Annotated in this window: 15 protein-coding genes; 5 read left to right on the top strand and 10 right to left on the bottom strand. The window is 63.8% G+C overall.

Annotated features, from left to right (window positions below):
• Position 1: 1 nt before the first annotated feature.
• The 3 genes from ACI2I1_RS11290 to ACI2I1_RS11280 form a co-directional block, all read right to left on the bottom strand.
• A complete protein-coding gene (locus ACI2I1_RS11290; protein ID WP_404679210.1) occupies positions 2–1,438 on the bottom strand; it encodes a glutamate synthase subunit beta in 1,437 nt (478 codons plus the stop codon).
• Positions 1,438–6,111, bottom strand: a complete 4,674-nt coding sequence (gene gltB, locus ACI2I1_RS11285) for a glutamate synthase large subunit (RefSeq protein WP_404679209.1) — start codon at positions 6,109–6,111, stop codon at positions 1,438–1,440. The genes ACI2I1_RS11290 and gltB overlap by 1 nt, the downstream gene beginning before the upstream one ends.
• Positions 6,112–6,345: 234 nt before the next feature.
• On the bottom strand, positions 6,346–7,467 hold the full coding sequence (locus tag ACI2I1_RS11280; protein ID WP_404679208.1) for a hypothetical protein: 1,122 nt from the start codon (positions 7,465–7,467) through the stop codon (positions 6,346–6,348).
• Positions 7,468–7,702: 235 nt separating this feature from the next.
• On the opposite strand from ACI2I1_RS11280, the gene ACI2I1_RS11275 reads away from it, so the two are divergent.
• The 4 genes from ACI2I1_RS11275 to ACI2I1_RS11260 all read left to right on the top strand — a co-directional run bounded on the left by ACI2I1_RS11275 (position 7,703) and on the right by ACI2I1_RS11260 (position 11,301).
• On the top strand, positions 7,703–8,152 hold the full coding sequence (locus tag ACI2I1_RS11275; protein ID WP_221544063.1) for a MaoC family dehydratase: 450 nt from the start codon (positions 7,703–7,705) through the stop codon (positions 8,150–8,152).
• Between the two features lie 54 nt (positions 8,153–8,206).
• Positions 8,207–9,385, top strand: coding sequence for an acetyl-CoA C-acyltransferase (locus ACI2I1_RS11270; protein WP_224812614.1), 1,179 nt, complete (start codon positions 8,207–8,209; stop codon positions 9,383–9,385).
• A gap of 159 nt (positions 9,386–9,544) precedes the next feature.
• Positions 9,545–10,624: a catalase family protein gene (locus ACI2I1_RS11265; RefSeq protein ID WP_404679207.1), complete on the top strand. Its 1,080-nt coding sequence runs from the start codon at positions 9,545–9,547 to the stop codon at positions 10,622–10,624.
• Between the two features lie 68 nt (positions 10,625–10,692).
• On the top strand, positions 10,693–11,301 hold the full coding sequence (locus ACI2I1_RS11260; RefSeq protein ID WP_404679206.1) for a DUF4126 domain-containing protein: 609 nt from the start codon (positions 10,693–10,695) through the stop codon (positions 11,299–11,301).
• Here the strand turns inward: ACI2I1_RS11260 and metW are convergent.
• The 3 genes from metW to ACI2I1_RS11245 are packed head-to-tail and all read right to left on the bottom strand — an operon-like array spanning position 11,291 to position 13,397.
• Positions 11,291–11,875 carry a methionine biosynthesis protein MetW gene (metW, locus tag ACI2I1_RS11255; protein WP_404679205.1) on the bottom strand — a complete coding sequence of 195 codons (585 nt, stop codon included), beginning with the start codon at positions 11,873–11,875 and terminating at the stop codon, positions 11,291–11,293. The genes ACI2I1_RS11260 and metW overlap by 11 nt on opposite strands.
• Positions 11,872–12,297 (bottom strand): GNAT family N-acetyltransferase, encoded by a 426-nt coding sequence (locus ACI2I1_RS11250; protein WP_404679204.1) that lies wholly within the window; start codon positions 12,295–12,297, stop codon positions 11,872–11,874. The genes metW and ACI2I1_RS11250 overlap by 4 nt, the downstream gene beginning before the upstream one ends.
• Positions 12,294–13,397, bottom strand: coding sequence for a homoserine O-acetyltransferase (locus ACI2I1_RS11245; protein WP_404679203.1), 1,104 nt, complete (start codon positions 13,395–13,397; stop codon positions 12,294–12,296). Before ACI2I1_RS11245 ends, ACI2I1_RS11250 begins: the two co-directional genes overlap by 4 nt.
• Before the next feature lie 69 nt (positions 13,398–13,466).
• Between ACI2I1_RS11245 and hisC the strand changes: the two genes are divergently transcribed.
• Positions 13,467–14,564: a histidinol-phosphate transaminase gene (hisC, locus tag ACI2I1_RS11240; RefSeq protein ID WP_404679202.1), complete on the top strand. Its 1,098-nt coding sequence runs from the start codon at positions 13,467–13,469 to the stop codon at positions 14,562–14,564.
• On the opposite strand, the gene ACI2I1_RS11235 is transcribed toward hisC, so the two are convergent.
• The 4 genes from ACI2I1_RS11235 to ftsE are packed head-to-tail and all read right to left on the bottom strand — an operon-like array spanning position 14,561 to position 17,484.
• The gene (locus ACI2I1_RS11235) at positions 14,561–15,241 is read right to left on the bottom strand and encodes a lysophospholipid acyltransferase family protein (RefSeq protein WP_224812608.1); all 681 of its coding nucleotides are present in this window, start codon (positions 15,239–15,241) and stop codon (positions 14,561–14,563) included. The genes hisC and ACI2I1_RS11235 overlap by 4 nt on opposite strands.
• Positions 15,225–15,827, bottom strand: a complete 603-nt coding sequence (locus ACI2I1_RS11230; protein WP_404679201.1) for a YdcF family protein — start codon at positions 15,825–15,827, stop codon at positions 15,225–15,227. Before ACI2I1_RS11230 ends, ACI2I1_RS11235 begins: the two co-directional genes overlap by 17 nt.
• Positions 15,824–16,756: a cell division protein FtsX gene (locus ACI2I1_RS11225; protein WP_404679200.1), complete on the bottom strand. Its 933-nt coding sequence runs from the start codon at positions 16,754–16,756 to the stop codon at positions 15,824–15,826. The genes ACI2I1_RS11230 and ACI2I1_RS11225 overlap by 4 nt, the downstream gene beginning before the upstream one ends.
• Positions 16,753–17,484 (bottom strand): cell division ATP-binding protein FtsE, encoded by a 732-nt coding sequence (gene ftsE / locus ACI2I1_RS11220; protein WP_221544074.1) that lies wholly within the window; start codon positions 17,482–17,484, stop codon positions 16,753–16,755. Before ftsE ends, ACI2I1_RS11225 begins: the two co-directional genes overlap by 4 nt.
• Between the last annotated feature and the right edge of the window lie 27 nt (positions 17,485–17,511).

Genomic DNA, 17,511 nt, shown 5'->3' with positions numbered 1-17,511 from the left:
CTCAGCAGGGCAGGTCGCTCACGCCCATCAGCGCTTCGTCCACCGCCCGCGCGCACTGCCGACCCTCGCGAATCGCCCAGACGACAAGGCTTTGCCCGCGCCGCATATCGCCGCAGGCATAGACGTTCGGCTCGCTCGTGGCATAGCGATTGGTGTCGGCTTTCACATTGCCGCGCTCGCACAATTCCACGCCCGCCCGGTCCAGCAAACCCCTTCGTTTCGGCCCGGTAAAGCCCATCGCCAGCAGGATGAGATCCGCCTTCAACGTGAATTCGCTGCCCGCAACCTCTTGCATTTTCCCATCTTTCCACTCGACCCGCACGCATTCGAGCCCGGAGACCTGGCCCCCGTCCTCGACCACGCGCTTGGTCAGCACGGCCCAGTCGCGGTCCACCCCTTCTTCATGGCTGGAAGAGGTCCGCAGCTTCAGCGGCCAGTCGGGCCAGGTCAGCGCCTTGTCTTCCTTTTCCGGCGGCTTGGGCATGATCTCGAGCTGCGTCACGGATGCCGCGCCCTGCCGGTTGCTGGTGCCCACGCAGTCGCTGCCGGTGTCGCCCCCGCCGATGACGATCACATGCTTGTCCGTCGCCGTCAGGCTACCACGCGGCGCCGCGCGCACCTCGTCATCGCCCGCATTGCGCTTGTTCTGCTGGGTCAGGAATTCCATGGCCAGCCGCACGCCCGACAGCTCCGAGCCCGGAATATCGAGCTTGCGTGCCTCTTCCGCGCCGCCTGCCAGCACGACCGCGTCGAAATTCTCTTTCAGCGCCTCGAAGCTGACTTCGACGCCCACCTCCGCTGAGGTGCGGAACTGCACGCCCTCGGCTTCCATCTGCACCGCGCGGCGGTTGATGAGATGCTTTTCCATCTTGAAGTCGGGGATGCCGTAGCGCAGCAATCCGCCGATCCGGTCGCTCTTTTCGAAAACGGTCACCGCATGACCAGCGCGCGCCAATTGCTGTGCGGCGGCAAGACCTGCGGGGCCGCTGCCGATTACCGCGACCGACTTTCCGCTCTGCTTTTCAGGCACTTGCGGCTTGACCCAGCCTTCCTTGAAGCCGCGGTCGATGATGGCGCATTCGATGCTTTTGATGGTTACCGGCGCATCGACGATGTTCAGCGTACAGGCCGCCTCGCATGGGGCGGGGCAGACGCGGCCCGTGAACTCGGGGAAGTTGTTGGTCGAATGCAGGACCTCGAGCGCGCTCTTCCAGTCGTCTTCATAGACCAAGTGGTTCCAGTCCGGGATTATGTTGTTCACCGGACAGCCGTTGTGGCAGTAGGGAATGCCGCAATTCATGCAGCGCGCGGCCTGTTTCTGCAGCGCGCCGCGCTCGTGCGGAATCACGAATTCCTTGTAGCTTTTCAGCCGTTCCGCAGGATCGGCATAGGTGCGATCCTCGCGCTCGTATTCGAGAAAGCCGGTTTCCTTGCCCATTACTCTGCAGCCTCCATCGCCGCGTCTTCGCGTTCTTCCTCGAGTGCCTTCAGCGCCTTGGCGTAATCGCGCGGCATCACCTTGCGGAAGTTTTTCAGTTCGTTGGCCCAGTCGTTGAGCAATGCCTTCGCCCGGGCCGAGCCGGTGTGGAGGTGGTGGCGTTCGACCAGCACCTTCAGCCGCTCGGCATCGTGATAGAGCGGATCGCCCATGCCGGGATTATCGACGCTGACCGCGCGTTGCTGAGGCGTGCCCCAGCTCCTTTCCGCGCCTTCCCCGTCGCCGGGTGCGACATCGAGAATATCGACTTGCGCGTGGTTCACGAGGCGGTCGAACGCGCCATCGGGATCGTAGACATAGGCGATCCCGCCGCTCATTCCAGCGGCCACATTGCGCCCGGTCTTGCCCAGCACGCAGACCACGCCGCCGGTCATGTATTCCAGCGCATGGTCGCCCGTTCCCTCGACCACCGCGACCGCGCCGGAATTGCGCACCGCGAAGCGTTCGCCCGCGACGCCGGCGAAATAGGCTTCGCCCGCGATGGCGCCGTAAAGCACGGTATTGCCCACGATGATGTTGTTGGTCGGTTCGCGGGCCACATCCTGCGGCGGCTTGACCACGATACGGCCGCCCGAAAGGCCCTTGCCGACATAGTCATTGGCATCGCCGGTGAGGCTCATCGTGACGCCGTGCGCCAGCCATGCGCCGAAGCTCTGGCCCGCAACGCCGGTCAGGTCGATGCGGATGGTATCCTGCGGCAGGCCCTGATGGCCGTATTCTTCCGCGATCCGGCCCGACAGCATGGCGCCGACGGTGCGGTTCACATTGCGGATCGAGCGGTTGATCTGGACAGCCTGACCGCTTTCGATGGCAGGCTTGCAGGCTTCGATAAGCTCCACGTCCATCGCGGCCGCAAGGCCGTGGTCCTGGGTTTCCGTATTGCGCGGGAGCTGGCCTTCCTTGAGCGGCACGGCATGCAGGATGCGGCCGAGGTCGACGCCATGCGCCTTCCAGTGGCGGCGCACCCGGCGCATATCGAGCTTGTCGACCCGACCGACCATCTCCTCCACCGTGCGGAAGCCCATCTCCGCCATGATCTGGCGCAGTTCTTCGGCGACGAAGAAGAAGTAATTGATCACGTGTTCGGGCGTGCCGGTAAAGCGCTTGCGCAGCACTGGGTCCTGCGTGGCGACGCCGACCGGGCAGGTGTTGAGATGGCACTTGCGCATCATGATGCAGCCCGCCGCAATCAGCGGGGCGGTGGCAAAGCCGAACTCATCCGCACCCAGCAGCGCGCCGATGGCGACATCGCGGCCGGTGCGCAGGCCGCCGTCGACCTGCACCGCGATGCGGCTGCGCAGATCGTTGAGAAGCAGTGTCTGCTGTGTTTCCGCAAGACCGATTTCCCACGGGCTTCCGGCATGCGTCAGGCTGGTCAGCGGGCTTGCACCCGTACCGCCTTCATAGCCCGAAATGGTGAGATGGTCGGCCTTGGACTTCGAAACGCCCGCAGCCACCGTACCCACGCCCACTTCGCTCACCAGCTTGACCGAAATGCGCGCCGAAGGCTGCACGTTCTTCAGATCGTGGATCAGCTGCGCCAGATCCTCGATCGAATAGATATCGTGATGCGGGGGCGGCGAGATCAGGCCCACGCCCGGGGTCGAATGGCGCACCTTGCCGATGCGCTTGTCGACCTTGTGGCCGGGCAGCTGGCCGCCTTCACCGGGCTTTGCGCCCTGCGCCATCTTGATCTGGATATCGTCCGAATTGACGAGATATTCCGCCGTGACGCCAAAGCGGCCCGATGCCACCTGCTTGATCCGGCTGCGCATGGAATCGCCATTGTCCAGCGGCTGGAAACGCTCGGGCTCCTCGCCGCCTTCGCCGGTATTCGAGCGGCCGCCCATGCGGTTCATCGCGATGGCGAGCGTCGAATGCGCCTCGTGGCTGATCGAGCCGAAGCTCATAGCGCCGGTGCTGAAGCGCTTGACGATCTCGGCAGCCGGTTCGACCTCGTCCAGATCGAGCGGACGTGCGGCCTTCTGCAGTTCAATCAGCCCGCGGATCGTCAGCAGCCGTTCGGACTGCTCGTTGATGCTGCGTGCGTATTCCGCGTAATTCTCGGGGTTCGATCCGCGCACGGCGTGCTGCAGATTGGCGATGTTCTGAGGCGTCCAGGCGTGATCCTCGCCGCGGATACGGTACTGATAGATGCCGCCCACATCGAGCATGCCCTTGTAGAGAGGACTGTCGCCAAAGGCCTGCGCATGGCGGCGCACGGTTTCCTCGGCCACTTCCTTCAGGCCAACGCCCTCGATGGTGGTAGCGGTGCCGGCGAAATAGGCATCGACAAATTCGCTCGACAGGCCGACCGCGTCGAAGATCTGGGCGCCGCAATAGGACTGGTAGGTCGAAATGCCCATCTTGGACATGACCTTCAGAATGCCCTTGCCGATGGCCTTGACGAAGTTCTTCTGCACTTCCTCGGGCTCGAGATGCGGCAGCTTGCGGGCGCGCAAATCTTCCAGCGTTTCGATCGCGAGATAGGGGTTGATGCCTTCAGCACCATAGCCCGCCAGCGCGCAGAAATGGTGCACTTCGCGCGCCTCGCCGGTCTCGATGACGAGGCCGGTCTGCATCCGGAGGCCCTGCCGCACCAGCTGGTGGTGGACGGCCGCCGTCGCCAGCAGGGCAGGCATGGCAATGCGCCCCGGCCCCTGATCCCGGTCCGACAGGATCAGGATATTCGCGTCGCCCAGCACCGCCTCGGTCGCGGCCCAGCACATTTCCTTCAGCGCCATGGCGAGCCCGTCAGCGCCCGTGCTGGCATCCCAGGTGATATCGATGGTTGCCGTGCGGAACGCGCCGTCCAGCACCACTTCGACCGAGCGGATCTTGGCCAGGTCGATATTGGTGAGGATCGGCTGCGAAACCTCGAGGCGCTTGTGCGTACCGCCGTCGCGGCCCAGCAGGTTCGGGCGCGGGCCGATCATCGAGAGCAGGCTCATCACCAGCTCTTCGCGGATGGGGTCGATCGGCGGGTTGGTCACTTGCGCGAAGTTCTGCTTGAAATAGTCGTAGAGCAGGCGGCTCTTTTCGCTCAGCACCGCAATGGGCGTGTCGGTGCCCATAGAGCCGATGGGGTCTTCGCCATTGGCGGCCATGGGTTCGAGGAAGCGGCTGATGTCTTCCTGCGTATAACCGAAGGCCTGCTGGCGGTTGAGCAGCGGAATGGTGCTCTCGGCAATCTCGGACAGGTCGGGTTCGATATGGTCGAGATCGGCAAGCTTGTACTGTGCCTTCTCCAGCCACGCCTCATAAGGCTCGGCGGCGGCGAGATCGGCCTTCAGTTCCTCGTCCTCGACGATGCGGCCTTCTTCGAGGTCGATCAGCAGCATCTTGCCCGGCTGGAGGCGCCACTTGCGGGTGATGTCTTCCTCGGCAAAGGGCAGCACGCCGCTTTCCGAGGCGAGAACCACGAGATCGTCCTTGGTCGTGCACCAGCGCGCGGGGCGCAGGCCGTTGCGGTCGAGGCAGGCGCCGATCTGCTTGCCATCGGTGAAGCACACGGCAGCGGGGCCATCCCATGGCTCCATCAGCGCGGCGTGGTATTCGTAGAAGGCACGGCGCGCCGGATCCATCTGCTCGTTTTTCGCCCAGGCTTCGGGCATGAGCATCATCATGGAATGTGCAAGGCTGTAACCGCCGGTCAGGAGCAGTTCGAGCGCGTTGTCGAGGCAGGCGGTGTCCGACTGACCGTGCGGGATCAGCGGCCACATCTTGTCGAGGTCGGCGCCCAAAAGCTCGCTTTCCATCGTGCGGCGGCGCGCTTCCATCCAGTTCACATTGCCGCGGACCGTGTTGATTTCGCCGTTATGCGCCATGAAGCGGTAAGGGTGGGCAAGCCGCCAGCTGGGGAAGGTATTGGTGCTGAAACGCTGGTGGACGAGGCCCAATGCGGACACGCAATCGGGATCGCGCAGATCGTCGTAGAACGTGCCGACCTGATTGGCGAGCAGCAGGCCCTTGTAGACCACGGTGCGGCTGTTGAAGCTCGGGATGTAGGCCTGGCTGAGGCCCGGTATGTCATGCTTGGCTTCCAGCGCGGCGAGCGGGTTTAGCGTCTGCTTGCGGATGACGACCAGCTTGCGCTCGAACGCCTCGCGGCCGGCACAGTTCATCCCGCGCGCGATCACGCACTGGCGGATGACCGGCATGGAGGCGATTACCGCTTCGCCCAGTCCATCGAGGGTGGTGGGCACATCGCGCCAACCGACGACGCGCTGGCCTTCTTTCTCGGCAAAACGTTCCAGCTGGCTTTCGACGAACCGGCGCGCTTCGTCTTCCTGCGGCAGGAAGCACATGGCGAGCGCATAGTCGCCTTCTTCCGGCAGATCGTAGCCCTGCGCTTCGGCCCATTTGCGGATCAATGGATCGGGCGTCTGGATCAGGATGCCCGCGCCATCGCCCAGCAGCGGATCGGCGCCCACCGCGCCGCGATGGTCGAGATTGGCGAGGATGGTCAGCGCCTGTTCGATAATTGCGTGGCTCTTCTCGCCCTTGATATGCGCGACCATGCCGACGCCGCAGGCATCGTGTTCGTTGCGCGGATCGTAAAGCCCCTGTGACCGGGGACCGTTACCGGGTGTATGATGAGCCGGAACCTGCATTCGCCGAAGCGTCCTCCTCCAAGCCCGTTCCCCCTCAGGCCCAACGCCGGGCAGCGGAAACGGATTTTGTGCAGCGCCGCATGCGCGGCCGCAAAATGTCGCGAAAAGGCTTTTTGACGGCAATTAACCGGATTTGCAATGGTGGCCCGGCGAAGCAAAATTTCGCACAGCCCAAGATTTCTCGATTTTTGCCGCGTTGCAGCGGGACGAATTCGTATCCGCTTTCAGTCCGGTTCAGTCGTGCCGGTTGGAAAGTCCCATACGATCGAGCATCTTGCTGACGGCGGAATGGGCTGCGCTCGGCGTGCGTTCCCGGCTGGGCGGTTCGGCCGTATCGCCGGTGCCAGCGTCAGGCACCTGATCCGGCTTGGAGAGCCTGCGATTCGCCTCGCGTTGCAGGAAAGCGACCATGGGATCGTCTTCCGCGCTTTGCGCATCGGAGGCCATGCGCTGAAGCGCTTCATTCTGGATAGGCGCGTTCGGCAGCGGCACCGGCTGCAAGGCAGGCTGGCGCGCGGCGCGCTCGCTCCTCTCCACGGTCTGGCGCCGCGTATCGAGCGCGCCTTCAAGCCTTGCGAGCAGGGAGTCGAGGCTCATGTCGCCGAGCGGTTCGGCCTCCTGCGCGTCTTCGGGCTCTGCATATTCCACCTGCTCGGCGGCTTCGAAAGGGGCCGCTTCTTCCTCCGGCTGCACCTCGAATTCATGGAATTGCTCGGCATCCGCCACCCATTCTTCGGCCTCGGCCTCGAATTCGGGCACGTTTTCGGAAGTATCCAGCTCTTCTTCCGGGTCGCTCTGGATGATCGGTGCATCGAAAGAGGGCTCTTCGTCCTGCTCGATCACCGCCTCGACCAGCTCGAAATCCTCTTCCTCTGGCTCAGCTTGCTCGGGCTCAGCCGGTGCGGCTTCGGTTTCCGCGTGAAATTCTTCGGGTGCGTCGATCGAGGGGGGGATGCCTTCCTCGTCGATATCCTCGCGTGCGGACAGGACGCGGCGGCGGCGCGGTTCCATCGTTTCTTCTTCCGGGCTGCCCAAACGTGCGTTGTCGACCGGGCCGGCATCGGAGGTCAGGACTTTCTGTCTGGCCGGCCTGCCCAGGCGAGCGGCCAGGGCCCAGCCCAGCATTCCGCCGAACAGTGCCAGCGCGGCGCACAATATCGCCGTGCCTGCAGCGCCGATGGGGGCCGCGAACAGCGGCAGCATGCGATCGAGGCCGAGCAAGGATGCAAGCGAATCGTGCACCCGCGGCGGCATGAACCACAACCCGGCGCCCAGCAGCAGCGCGAACCACACGGCAACTGCCGGCCTGAACCATGCCCTGTCGGTGATACCGCTATCTTCCAAATCGTCGCCCATTCGGTTCCAGTCCGCCTCATAGATGCGAAGTCGCCCCGTCAGCTAGGGCTGCTTGGTTAATTTACGGATAATGATGCCCTGAAGCCGCAGCTCGTGCAATTGGCGAAACACTTTGCCCCGCTATGCCGTAACGGCAGATTTCGGGCGGTTGCGCACCCTCTTTCCATAGGCCATGTGTCTGCCCGCACGCGCGAAGAGTCGCGCATATTTGACGTATATTCGAGGAGAGCGAAATATGAGCCCCCAGGACATAGCAGCCAAGGTCGGCGAACAGGTCGGCACCAGCGAATGGGTCGAGATGAGCCAGGAGCGCATCAACCAGTTCGCCGAAGCCACCGGCGACCACCAGTTCATCCATGTGAACGAGGAGGCGGCCAAGATGACGCCCTTCGGCGGCACCATCGCCCACGGCTTCCTGACCCTGTCGATGATCCCCTACCTCACCGCGAACAGCGACGTGCCGCGGGTCGAGGGCATCAAGATGGCCGTCAACTACGGCGGCAACAAGACGCGGTTCATCAACCCGGTGAAATCCGGCAAGCGCATCCGCGGTCACTGGAAGATGCTGGAAATGACCGAGAAGCGCCCCGGTCAGTGGCAGCAGACCATGGAAATCACCATCGAGATCGAAGGCGAGGAAAAGCCCGCGCTGATCTGCGAATGGATGACCATGTATTTCGTCTGATTTTCTCTCCTCCCCGGAAGAAACAGACCATTCAGCTAATTCGAGGAAATTCCCATGCGTGACGCAGTCATCGTTTCCACCGCCCGTACCGGTATGGGCAAGGCCTATAAGGGCGCTTTCAATTCCACTCCGGGCGCAACGCTCGGCTCCTACTCCCTGAAGCCCGCGATCGAGCGTGCCGGCATCGATGCAGGCGAAATCGACGACGTGCTGTGGGGCGCCGCGCTCCAGCAGGGCGCGCAGGCCGGCAACCTCGCCCGCCAGGTGGCGCTGCGCGCCGGTTGCCCGATCGGCGTGTCGGGCATGACCATCGACCGCCAGTGTTCTTCGGGCCTGATGAGCATTGCCACGGCCGCCAAGCAGATCATCACCGACCGCATGCAGATCGTCGCTGCCGGTGGGCAGGAAAGCATTTCGCTGGTGCAGACCAAGGAAATGCGCGTGATGCCCGACCCTGAACTGATGGGCATGCACGGCGCGATCTACATGCCGATGCTGCAGACTGCAGAAACGGTCGCCCAGCGTTACGGCATCAGCCGCGAAGCGCAGGACGAATATGCCCTCCAGAGCCAGCAGCGCACCGCTGCGGCGCAGGAAGCGGGCATTTTCGACGACGAAATCGTTTCGGTGAGCACCAAGCACAAGGTGCAGAACAAGGAAACGGGCGACATCACCGACGAAGACGTGACCATCGCCAAGGACGAAGGCAATCGCCCGTCGACCACGCTCGAAGGCCTGTCCTCGCTCCAGCCCGTCATGGGCCCGGGCACCACGATCACGGCGGGTAACGCCAGCCAGCTGTCCGACGGTTCGGCAGCGGTCGTCGTCATGGAAGCCAAGGAAGCCGAAAAGCGCGGCCTCAATCCGCTCGGCCGTTACATCGGCATGGCGGTTGCCGGTACCGAGCCCGACGAAATGGGCATCGGCCCGATCTTCGCCATTCCCAAGCTGCTCGAACGCTTCGACATGAAGATCGAAGACATCGACCTGTGGGAACTGAACGAAGCCTTCGCGGTGCAGGTACTCTACTGCCGCGACAAGCTGGGCATCGACAATGACAAGCTCAACGTCAACGGCGGCTCGATCTCGGTCGGCCACCCTTACGGCATGACCGGCGCGCGCTGCGTCGGCCACATCCTGCGCGAAGGCCAGCGCCGCAAGGCGAAGTACGGCGTCGTCACCATGTGCGTCGGCGGCGGCATGGGCGCAGCGGGCCTGTTCGAAATCTTCTGATCGCAGCCGATCACGAACTCATTAAAAAAAGGGGCGGTGCCAGCGATGGCGCCGCCCTTTTCATGTCATGCCTCGGCCGGTCGGCGGAACCCTTCGCGCAGGCGGGTGCTTTAAAGCGCAACCATACCCGCATTTCCGCCCCCGCACGTCCGAGGTCTCATGACATATTCCGATCCCATTCCCTTTTCCGCCGAACTCGAAAATATCGAGCCGCAGAAGGAAGCCGATACCATTCTCGATCTCGACGACAAATTCGACGAGATCCTGGAGACGACCTATGAAAACTCGGGCCACGCCATTCGCAGTGTCCATGCCAAGTCGCATGGCATCGCCAAGGGTACGCTGACGGTCGAAGGCGGTCTCAGCCCCGAACTGGCGCAGGGCCTGTTTGCCCATGCAGGGCAGCACGATGCCTATATCCGCATGTCCACCAATGCGGGCGATATCCTGCATGACAATATCCATCTGCCGCGCGGCTTCGCGCTCAAAGTGTGCGATGTGAAGGGCACAAGGCTGCCCGATGCGGCTGGCGACACGCAGGATTTCATCTTCGTCAACGCCCCCGCCTTCGCCGCCCCCAATGCGCAGGCCTTCGCCAAGAACCTGGGCCTGCTCGCCAAGACGACCGACCGGGTCGAATGGCTCAAGAAGATCGCTGCCGACATGTTCAAGCTGGGCAATGACGTGCGCCAGAAGGTCGGGCTCGATCCCGCCCCGGCGCTCGCTTCGATGGGGGGCTTGCCGCAAAGCGAACCGCTGGCGCTCGACTATTTCTCGGCCACCCCGTTTCGCTATGGCCGCTATGTCGCCAAATTCCAGCTGCGCCCGGCGGCGGAGTGGATGAAGGCGCTGGCCGGCGAGACGGTGGAGATCGGCGATGATCGCGACGGCTTGCGCCACCATGTACGCGAACAGTTCATGCGCAATGACGCCGAATGGGATTTCTGCGTCCAGCTGCTGCGCGATGTGGACCGCCAGCCCGTGGAAGATTCCTCGGTCGAATGGCCGCAGGATGTCTCGCCCTTTGAAAAGGTCGCCACGCTGCGCATCCCGAAACAGGATAGCTGGGATGAACAATTGGTGCGCAAGGTCAATGAAACCATGCGGTTCAGCGTGTGGACCGGGGTGATGGATCACCTGCCCATGGGCAATACCAACCGCGCCCGGCAGGAAACCTATCGCCATTCGGCCCGCTTTCGCTCAGAAAAGAACGGGTGCCCGATGCACGAGCCGAGCTGATCCGGCCCGAAATGGGCTGGGCCGGTGCCGGTTGAGCGGCATCATCGCGCACTGACAGGAGGATGGATATGGGCGTGATGGAAATCATCGGGATAGCCGGCAGCGTCAGCCTGTTGGCGGGCTGGCGGCTCTATCTCAGCATCTTTGCCACCGGCCTTGCCATGCGGCTGGGCGCGCTGCCGCTGCCCGAACATCTGCAGAGCCTCGATGCGCTGGCAAACCCCTGGGTGATGGGCATTGCCGCCATTGCCGCGCTGGCCGAATTCTTCGCCGACAAGGTGATGTGGCTCGACAGCGCATGGGACGCGGTACACACTTTCGTGCGGCCGGTGGGCGGCGCGCTGCTGGCGCTGGCGATCGTCGACCCCTCCGATCCGGCCACGCAGGTCGTCGCCTTCCTGCTCGGCGGCGGCGCGGCGCTGACGGCCCATGCGGGCAAGGCCGGCGCGCGCGGGGTGGTCAATGCCAGCCCCGAACCGGTGAGCAATGTGGCGGTGTCTACCGTTGAGGACGTGGCGACCGCGGGCATGCTCTATGCCGCTTATGAATACCCCTATGTCGCGGGCGGTATTGCGGTTGTCCTGCTGGCCGTCATCGTCTGGATGATCTGGCTGGCGCGCAAGATCGTGCGTAGCCTGTTTCGCCGCAAACCCATGGATCCGCCCGTCAGCGGCTGAGCTGGAACACCGCGAATTCGGCGCGCAAATTCACCCCGGCGCGGACAGACGACCCATTGGCGAAGAACCATTCGCGTTCGATATGCGCGCCCTTCTGGCGGGCGAGCTCGCGAAAATCGCTGACCGTGACGTGGTGGATATTGGGCGTTTCGTACCAGCTGACCGGGATCGCGCGGGTCACCGGCATGCGCCCGTGCAGCATCAGCGCCGACCGGGTGCGCCAATGGGCGAAATTGGGAAAGCTGACGAAGGCCTGGCGGCCCACGCGCAGCAATTGATCGAGCATCAGGTCGGGGCGCAGCGCGGTCTGCAGCGTCTGGCTGAGCACGGCATAATCGAACCCCTTGTTGGGATAATCAGCGAGGTCGCGGTTGGCATCGCCCTGAACCACCGACAGCCCCTGCGCCACGCAGCGTTCGACACAGGTGCCGTCGATCTCCATCCCGCGCGCGTCCACCTGTTTGGTATCGCGCAAATTGGCGAGAAGGGCCCCGTCGCCGCAGCCGATGTCGAGCACGCGGCTGCCCGCACCGATCGCCCCGGCGATGGCTTCGAGATCAGGCCGCAGGCTCATTGGTATACGTCCGGGAAATGGCGCTGCATCATGATCGAAGGGTCCGGCACGTCGGTCCAGCCCATGCCGCGATAAAGGGTGTGCGCATCTTTCGTCGCCAGCAACCACCGGCGGAGGCCCTGAAGATCGGGGTGCTCGTGCAGGCGGGCGACCATGGCTTGAGCCATTCCCTTGCCGCGATGCGCATCGAGAACATAGACATCCGCCAGATATGCGAACGTCGCCCGGTCGGTGACCACCCGGGCGAAACCGACCTGCGCATCATCATGCCAGACCGCCACGCACAGGCTGTTTTCCAGCGCGCGGCGCACCGTCTCCAGCGGTATGCCGAGCGACCAATAGCTCTGCGAAAGGAAGGCGTGTGCCGCCACGGAATCGATCCGATCGAAACTGATGTCGTACCGGGTCCTGCTTTCGCTCATTCGATGAAGCCCTTCACCACGCGGTCGAGCGCGGGGACATCCAGCAGGAAGCTGTCGTGCCCATGCGGCGCCGACAGTTCGACGAAGCTGACCGCGGCGCCTGCGGCGTTGAGCGCGCGCACGACATGGCGGCTTTCCGCCGTCGGGTAGAGCCAGTCGCTGTCGAAGCTGACGAGGCAGAACCGCGCGGCCGTGCCCGCGAAAGCATTGGCCAGCTTGCCGCCATTTTCTTCGGCGAGATCGAAATAATCCATCGCGCGCGTGATATAGAGATAGCTGTTGGCGTCGAAACGCTGTGTGAAGCCGTTGCCCTGATAGCGCAGATAGCTTTCGACCTGGAAATCGGCATCGAAGCCGAAGCTCTTGGCCCCTCTCGTGCCATCCGGCCGGTCCTGCAGATTGCGGCCGAATTTCGCGGTCAGCGCCTCTTCCGACAGATAGGTGATATGCGCCGCCATGCGCGCCACGGCCAGCCCGTTGTCGGGCGCCTCGCCGCCGTAATAATCACCCTTGTTCCACCGCGGATCGGCCATGATCGCCTGTCGTCCCAGCTCGTGGAAGGCGATGTTCTGGGCGGAATGGCGGCTGGTCGACGCGATAACCAAAACTCGGGCAGCGCGCTCTGGCCAGTTGGCGGCCAGGCTCAGCGCCTGCATCCCGCCCATCGATCCGCCGACGACCGTATGCAGCTTTTCGATGCCCAGCGCATCGAGCAGGCCCACCAGCGCGCGGACCATGTCGCGGATGGTGATGACCGGAAAGCGCATGGCATAGGGCGTACCGTCCCCGGCAAGGCTGGCCGGGCCGGTGGAGCCCATGCAGCTGCCGATCACATTCGCGCAGATCACGTGATAGCGGTCCGTATCGATCGGCTTGCCGGGGCCGACCATGCGTTCCCACCAGCCCGGCTTGCCGGTGACGGGATGCGGGCTTGCGACATGCTGGTCGCCGGTCAGCGCGTGGCACAAAAGGATGGCGTTGGACCGGTCCTCGTTCAGCGTGCCGTAGGTCTGGTACGCCAGCTGCGCGCGCGACAGTTCGCCCCCGCCATCGAGGGGAAGGGCGTGCGGCAATTCGATGGTTTTCGACGTCCCGGCCATGGGCGATGCTCTAACGCTGCGCGGCGCGCTTGTCGAAGGGCTGTTTTGCTTTATTGGCCTTCAGCCGAGATGGCAGACAAACCGCAGATGAAACCCTGGATCGAAAAGATCCACGCCTATGTCCCCGGCAAGAGCAAGGGGGCCGACGGACGCGAGCTGATCAAGCTTTCGGCCAATGAGAACCCGCTTGGCTGCAGCGAAGCGGCGCTGGCGGCGCTGGCCGAACCGGCAGAGCCAGCGCGCTATCCCGATCCCGATTCCACCGGGCTGCGTGCGAAGCTCGGCCAGGTGCACGGGATCGATCCGGCGCGGATCGTGTGCGGCACCGGATCGGACGAATTGCTCAATCTCGCGGCACAGGCCTTTGCCGGGCCGGGGGATGAGGTGCTCTATGCGCGCTATTCCTTTGTGGTCTACGAAATCGCCGCGCGCCGCTGCGGGGCGACGCCGGTGGAGGCGCCAGATGTCGATTACGCCACCGATGTGGACGCGCTGCTGGAAGCGGTGACCGATCGCACGCGCGTTGTGTTCCTGGCCAATCCCAACAATCCGACCGGCACCTATCTGCCGCGCGCCGAGATCGAGCGGCTGCATGCCGGCCTGCCCGGCGATGTGCTGCTGGTGGTCGACCAGGCTTACGGCGAATATCTCGCGCAGGGCGAAGACGATGGGGCCATGGCACTGGCCGCGGCGCATGACAACGTGCTGGTTACACGAACCTTTTCAAAGATTTATGGTCTAGCGGGCGAGCGGATCGGCTGGGCAACCGGGGCCCCGCACCTTGTCGATGCGCTCAACCGCATCCGCGGCCCGTTCAACGTCACCGCCTCGGGCCAGAAAGCCGCCATCGCCGGGCTGGACGATCAGGCCTTCGTCGCCCGCTCGCGGGAAGAGAACCGGCGCGAGCTGACGCGCTTCGCCGAAGCGATCGCGGGCATGGGCAATCACGGGCTGCGCGCGATACCCAGCAAGGCCAACTTCCTGCTCGTTCTCTTCGAAGGCCGGCTGACTGCCGAGGCCGCGCTCGCCGCGCTGGCCGAAGGCGGCTACGCGGTGCGCCACCTGCCCGGCCAGGGCCTCCCCCAGGCCCTGCGCATCACCATCGGCACCGCCCGCCATATGGATGAGATTGCTGAACTTCTGCGCCGCGCTGCCGAAGCCGCCTAGTCGTTCAGCGCGTTGATCGCGTCGAGCACGCGGGCCTCGATCTCCGCGCGGGGCAGGCCCGGCGGGATCGGCTCGCCGAAGCGATAGGTAATCCTTCCCGGCCGTTTGAGACCGTGCTGATAAACCGGACCGCTATCCACCGCGACCGGGACCACTGGCAGTCCGAGCATCTTGTAGAGGCCCGCAAAGCCTGCCTGCAGCGGTCGCCGCTCGCCATGCGGGACTCTGGTGCCTTCGGGGAAAATGACCAGCGGCCGTCCGTCGGCAGCCATCCGCTTCGCGCTGCGGATCATGCCCATCAGCATCTTGGCGCCCTGATCTCGCGCTACGGGGATAAGCCCGTATGCGAGCGCTGCGCGGCCCCAGCCCGGGATGGAGAACAGTTCCTGCTTGGCAAAGACCGATGGGCTGTCCAGCAGGTTGGGCGCATCGATCGCTTCGAAGAAGCTCTCGTGCTTGATCGCATAAAGGGCGGGCTCGTCCAGCGGCGCGCCTTCGATGACCACGTCGGCCCCGATTATGTGCTTGAGCAACCAGCGCTGCCACTGCCCCCAGTTGCGCACCCGCCGACGAAAGGCGTCGAGCGAGAAAGGCGCGCTCGCAAGCGAGGCCGCGGTTATGCAGATGGAGCCCAGATAGAAGAGCGGATAGAATATCAGATTACGTAACAGGAGCATCCGGCATGTCCGATGTCGCTTCGGTGTTGTCCTGTCCGCCCGAGACGCTTGCAAAGTCGTCGGGCAGGCCCTGGGATATGACCGATGCGATCAGCTTGTTGTATTCAAGGAAAAGCGTGCCAAGCCTGGGGTGCGAGGTGACTGCATCCTTCACCACGCTGATGCTGTCGGGCAATGTTTCGGTGACCTCCGAAAAGGCGCGCGCCATGTGCCAGTCAGTGGTCACCAAGCGCGCCGAGGAGAATTGCTTCTCCTTCATCCACTGTGTTACCTCGCCCGCATTGCTGCGCGTGTCCACCGCCAGAAAGCCGAGCGTTACGCAGCAATCCATGGTGCGGCGCGGGACTTCGAACTGCGCGGCGAATTCTTCGGGTTTCACCTCTGGATCCACGCCGGAAACGAACATCTCTTCTGCCAGTCCCTGATCGACGACCTCCAGCCCCCGGGCGATCCGGCCCGGGCCTCCGGTCAACACGATGACAGCGTCGGTCTCGACCTTGGACGCGGGCTGCGGAAGCGTGACCGCGAAGGCGAGGAAGCCAAACGCATAAACCAGAAAAACGGTGGCAAACAGGCGCAGGATCACAGCGATTTCCGCAGGGATGAAAGCACGGTCATGCGCGCCGTGTAGACTGCAATCGCGACGGCGAAAAGCGGCACGAGGGCAATCAGCACCCAATCAATCGCTATCAGTTGCCCGCCAGCCACCATTCCCGATTGCAGGGCCGCAAACTGGCGCGCCAGCAGCGATGTCGCTCCAATCCCGACGATAAAGCCGAGAAGTCCCCCGATCATGGAGTCGAGCAGAACCGAACGCTGGAAAATGCGCGCGACCTGGTCGTCATTGCCGCCCAGCAAATGGACGATCTCGATGGTGTCCCGATTACCGCCCAACGCATTGCGCGCGGCAAGCCAGACTGCGGCAGCACCGACAATCCCGAGTGTGACGATGAGCGTCAGCGCCATCCATTTGAGCGCAGAGAGAGCGGAGAGGACCGGGGCGAGCCAATGAGCCTGGGCATCAATCCGCGCGCGCGGCGCCACCTGTTGCAGCGCTTGTTCGATTGCGGCATAGGTCCGCTCGTTTCCTGTCCCGCGCAGTTTCACATCGATGAGGCCGGGGAAAGGGACGATTTCGCTCTCGCTTGCCGTGCCCAGCCAAGGCTCGAGAGTGGCGGCGACCTCTTCCTCGGGCACCACTCTGAACCCGGCAATCGCCGGAAGCTGGGCAAGAACTTCGGTCGCCGCGGCCACCTGCCTCGATCTAGCTTCGGAATCCGGTTCAATAATCTGGACCGTGGCGCTACCGGCGACTTCGCCGCGTGCTGCGGAGACCATGTTGGACAGCGCCAGCGCTCCGCTGGCCGCCACCACGGTGAGCGCAACCATGACTGCAATGACCCAAGGCAGCGGCCCTCCAAGCCGGGCCTTGGGCAGCAAGCCCGAAGCTTTGCGGCCTCGGAACGGAGCAAGCCCGCGGTCGACGGCGTCACCTATGGCAGGAGGGCGTTTCATGGCCTCGCACCGTTTTGTTCGCGGCGCGGTGGGTAACGCAGGGCACCGGTCGGGTCGGACAACATGCCTTTCGACAGCCGCATGATCATGCTGTCGGGCACCTTCTGCAGCAATTGAATGTCGTGAGTGGCGACCACCACCGTCGTGCCGAGCCGGTTCAGCGCTGTGAACAACCGCAACAGCTTTACTGCCATTTCCGGATCGACGTTACCGGTCGGTTCGTCAGCGATAAGGATTTCGGGCCGCCCGATGACCGCGCGGGCGATGGCGACGCGCTGTTGCTCGCCGCCCGAAAGCGTCGCGGGGCGAGCTTCGGCACGATGCGCCAGCCCGACCCACTCCAGCATGTCGGCTACCGGCTCGCGAAGGTCCGCCTCGCGGACGCCGGAAACGCGCAGCGGCAGAGCCACGTTATCGAAAGCGGACAGGTGATCGACTAGGCGGAAATCCTGGAAGACCACACCCATCCGGCGGCGAAACGCTGGCAGCTTGTCGCGCGGCAAAGTGATCACGTCGCGGCCGAACATCCGGATGCCCCCGCGCGAAGGGCGCTGGGCTAGATAAAGTAGCTTGAGAAGCGAAGTTTTTCCCGCGCCGCTGGCGCCGGTGAGAAAATAGAAGCGGCTCGAAAAGAGCGTGAAGGAGATATTGGACAGCACTTCGCGTTCGGTGCCGTAACGCAAACCGACATTGTCGAATTGGACGATCGCCTCTTCGCGCATGCTCATCGCGGCAAATTCCGGGATGTTTCAAGG

It is taken from the genome of Qipengyuania sp. NPDC077563 (genome assembly GCF_044901345.1).
Taxonomy (GTDB): domain Bacteria; phylum Pseudomonadota; class Alphaproteobacteria; order Sphingomonadales; family Sphingomonadaceae; genus Qipengyuania; species Qipengyuania aestuarii.
This window is presented reverse-complemented; position numbering and strand designations above follow the sequence as displayed.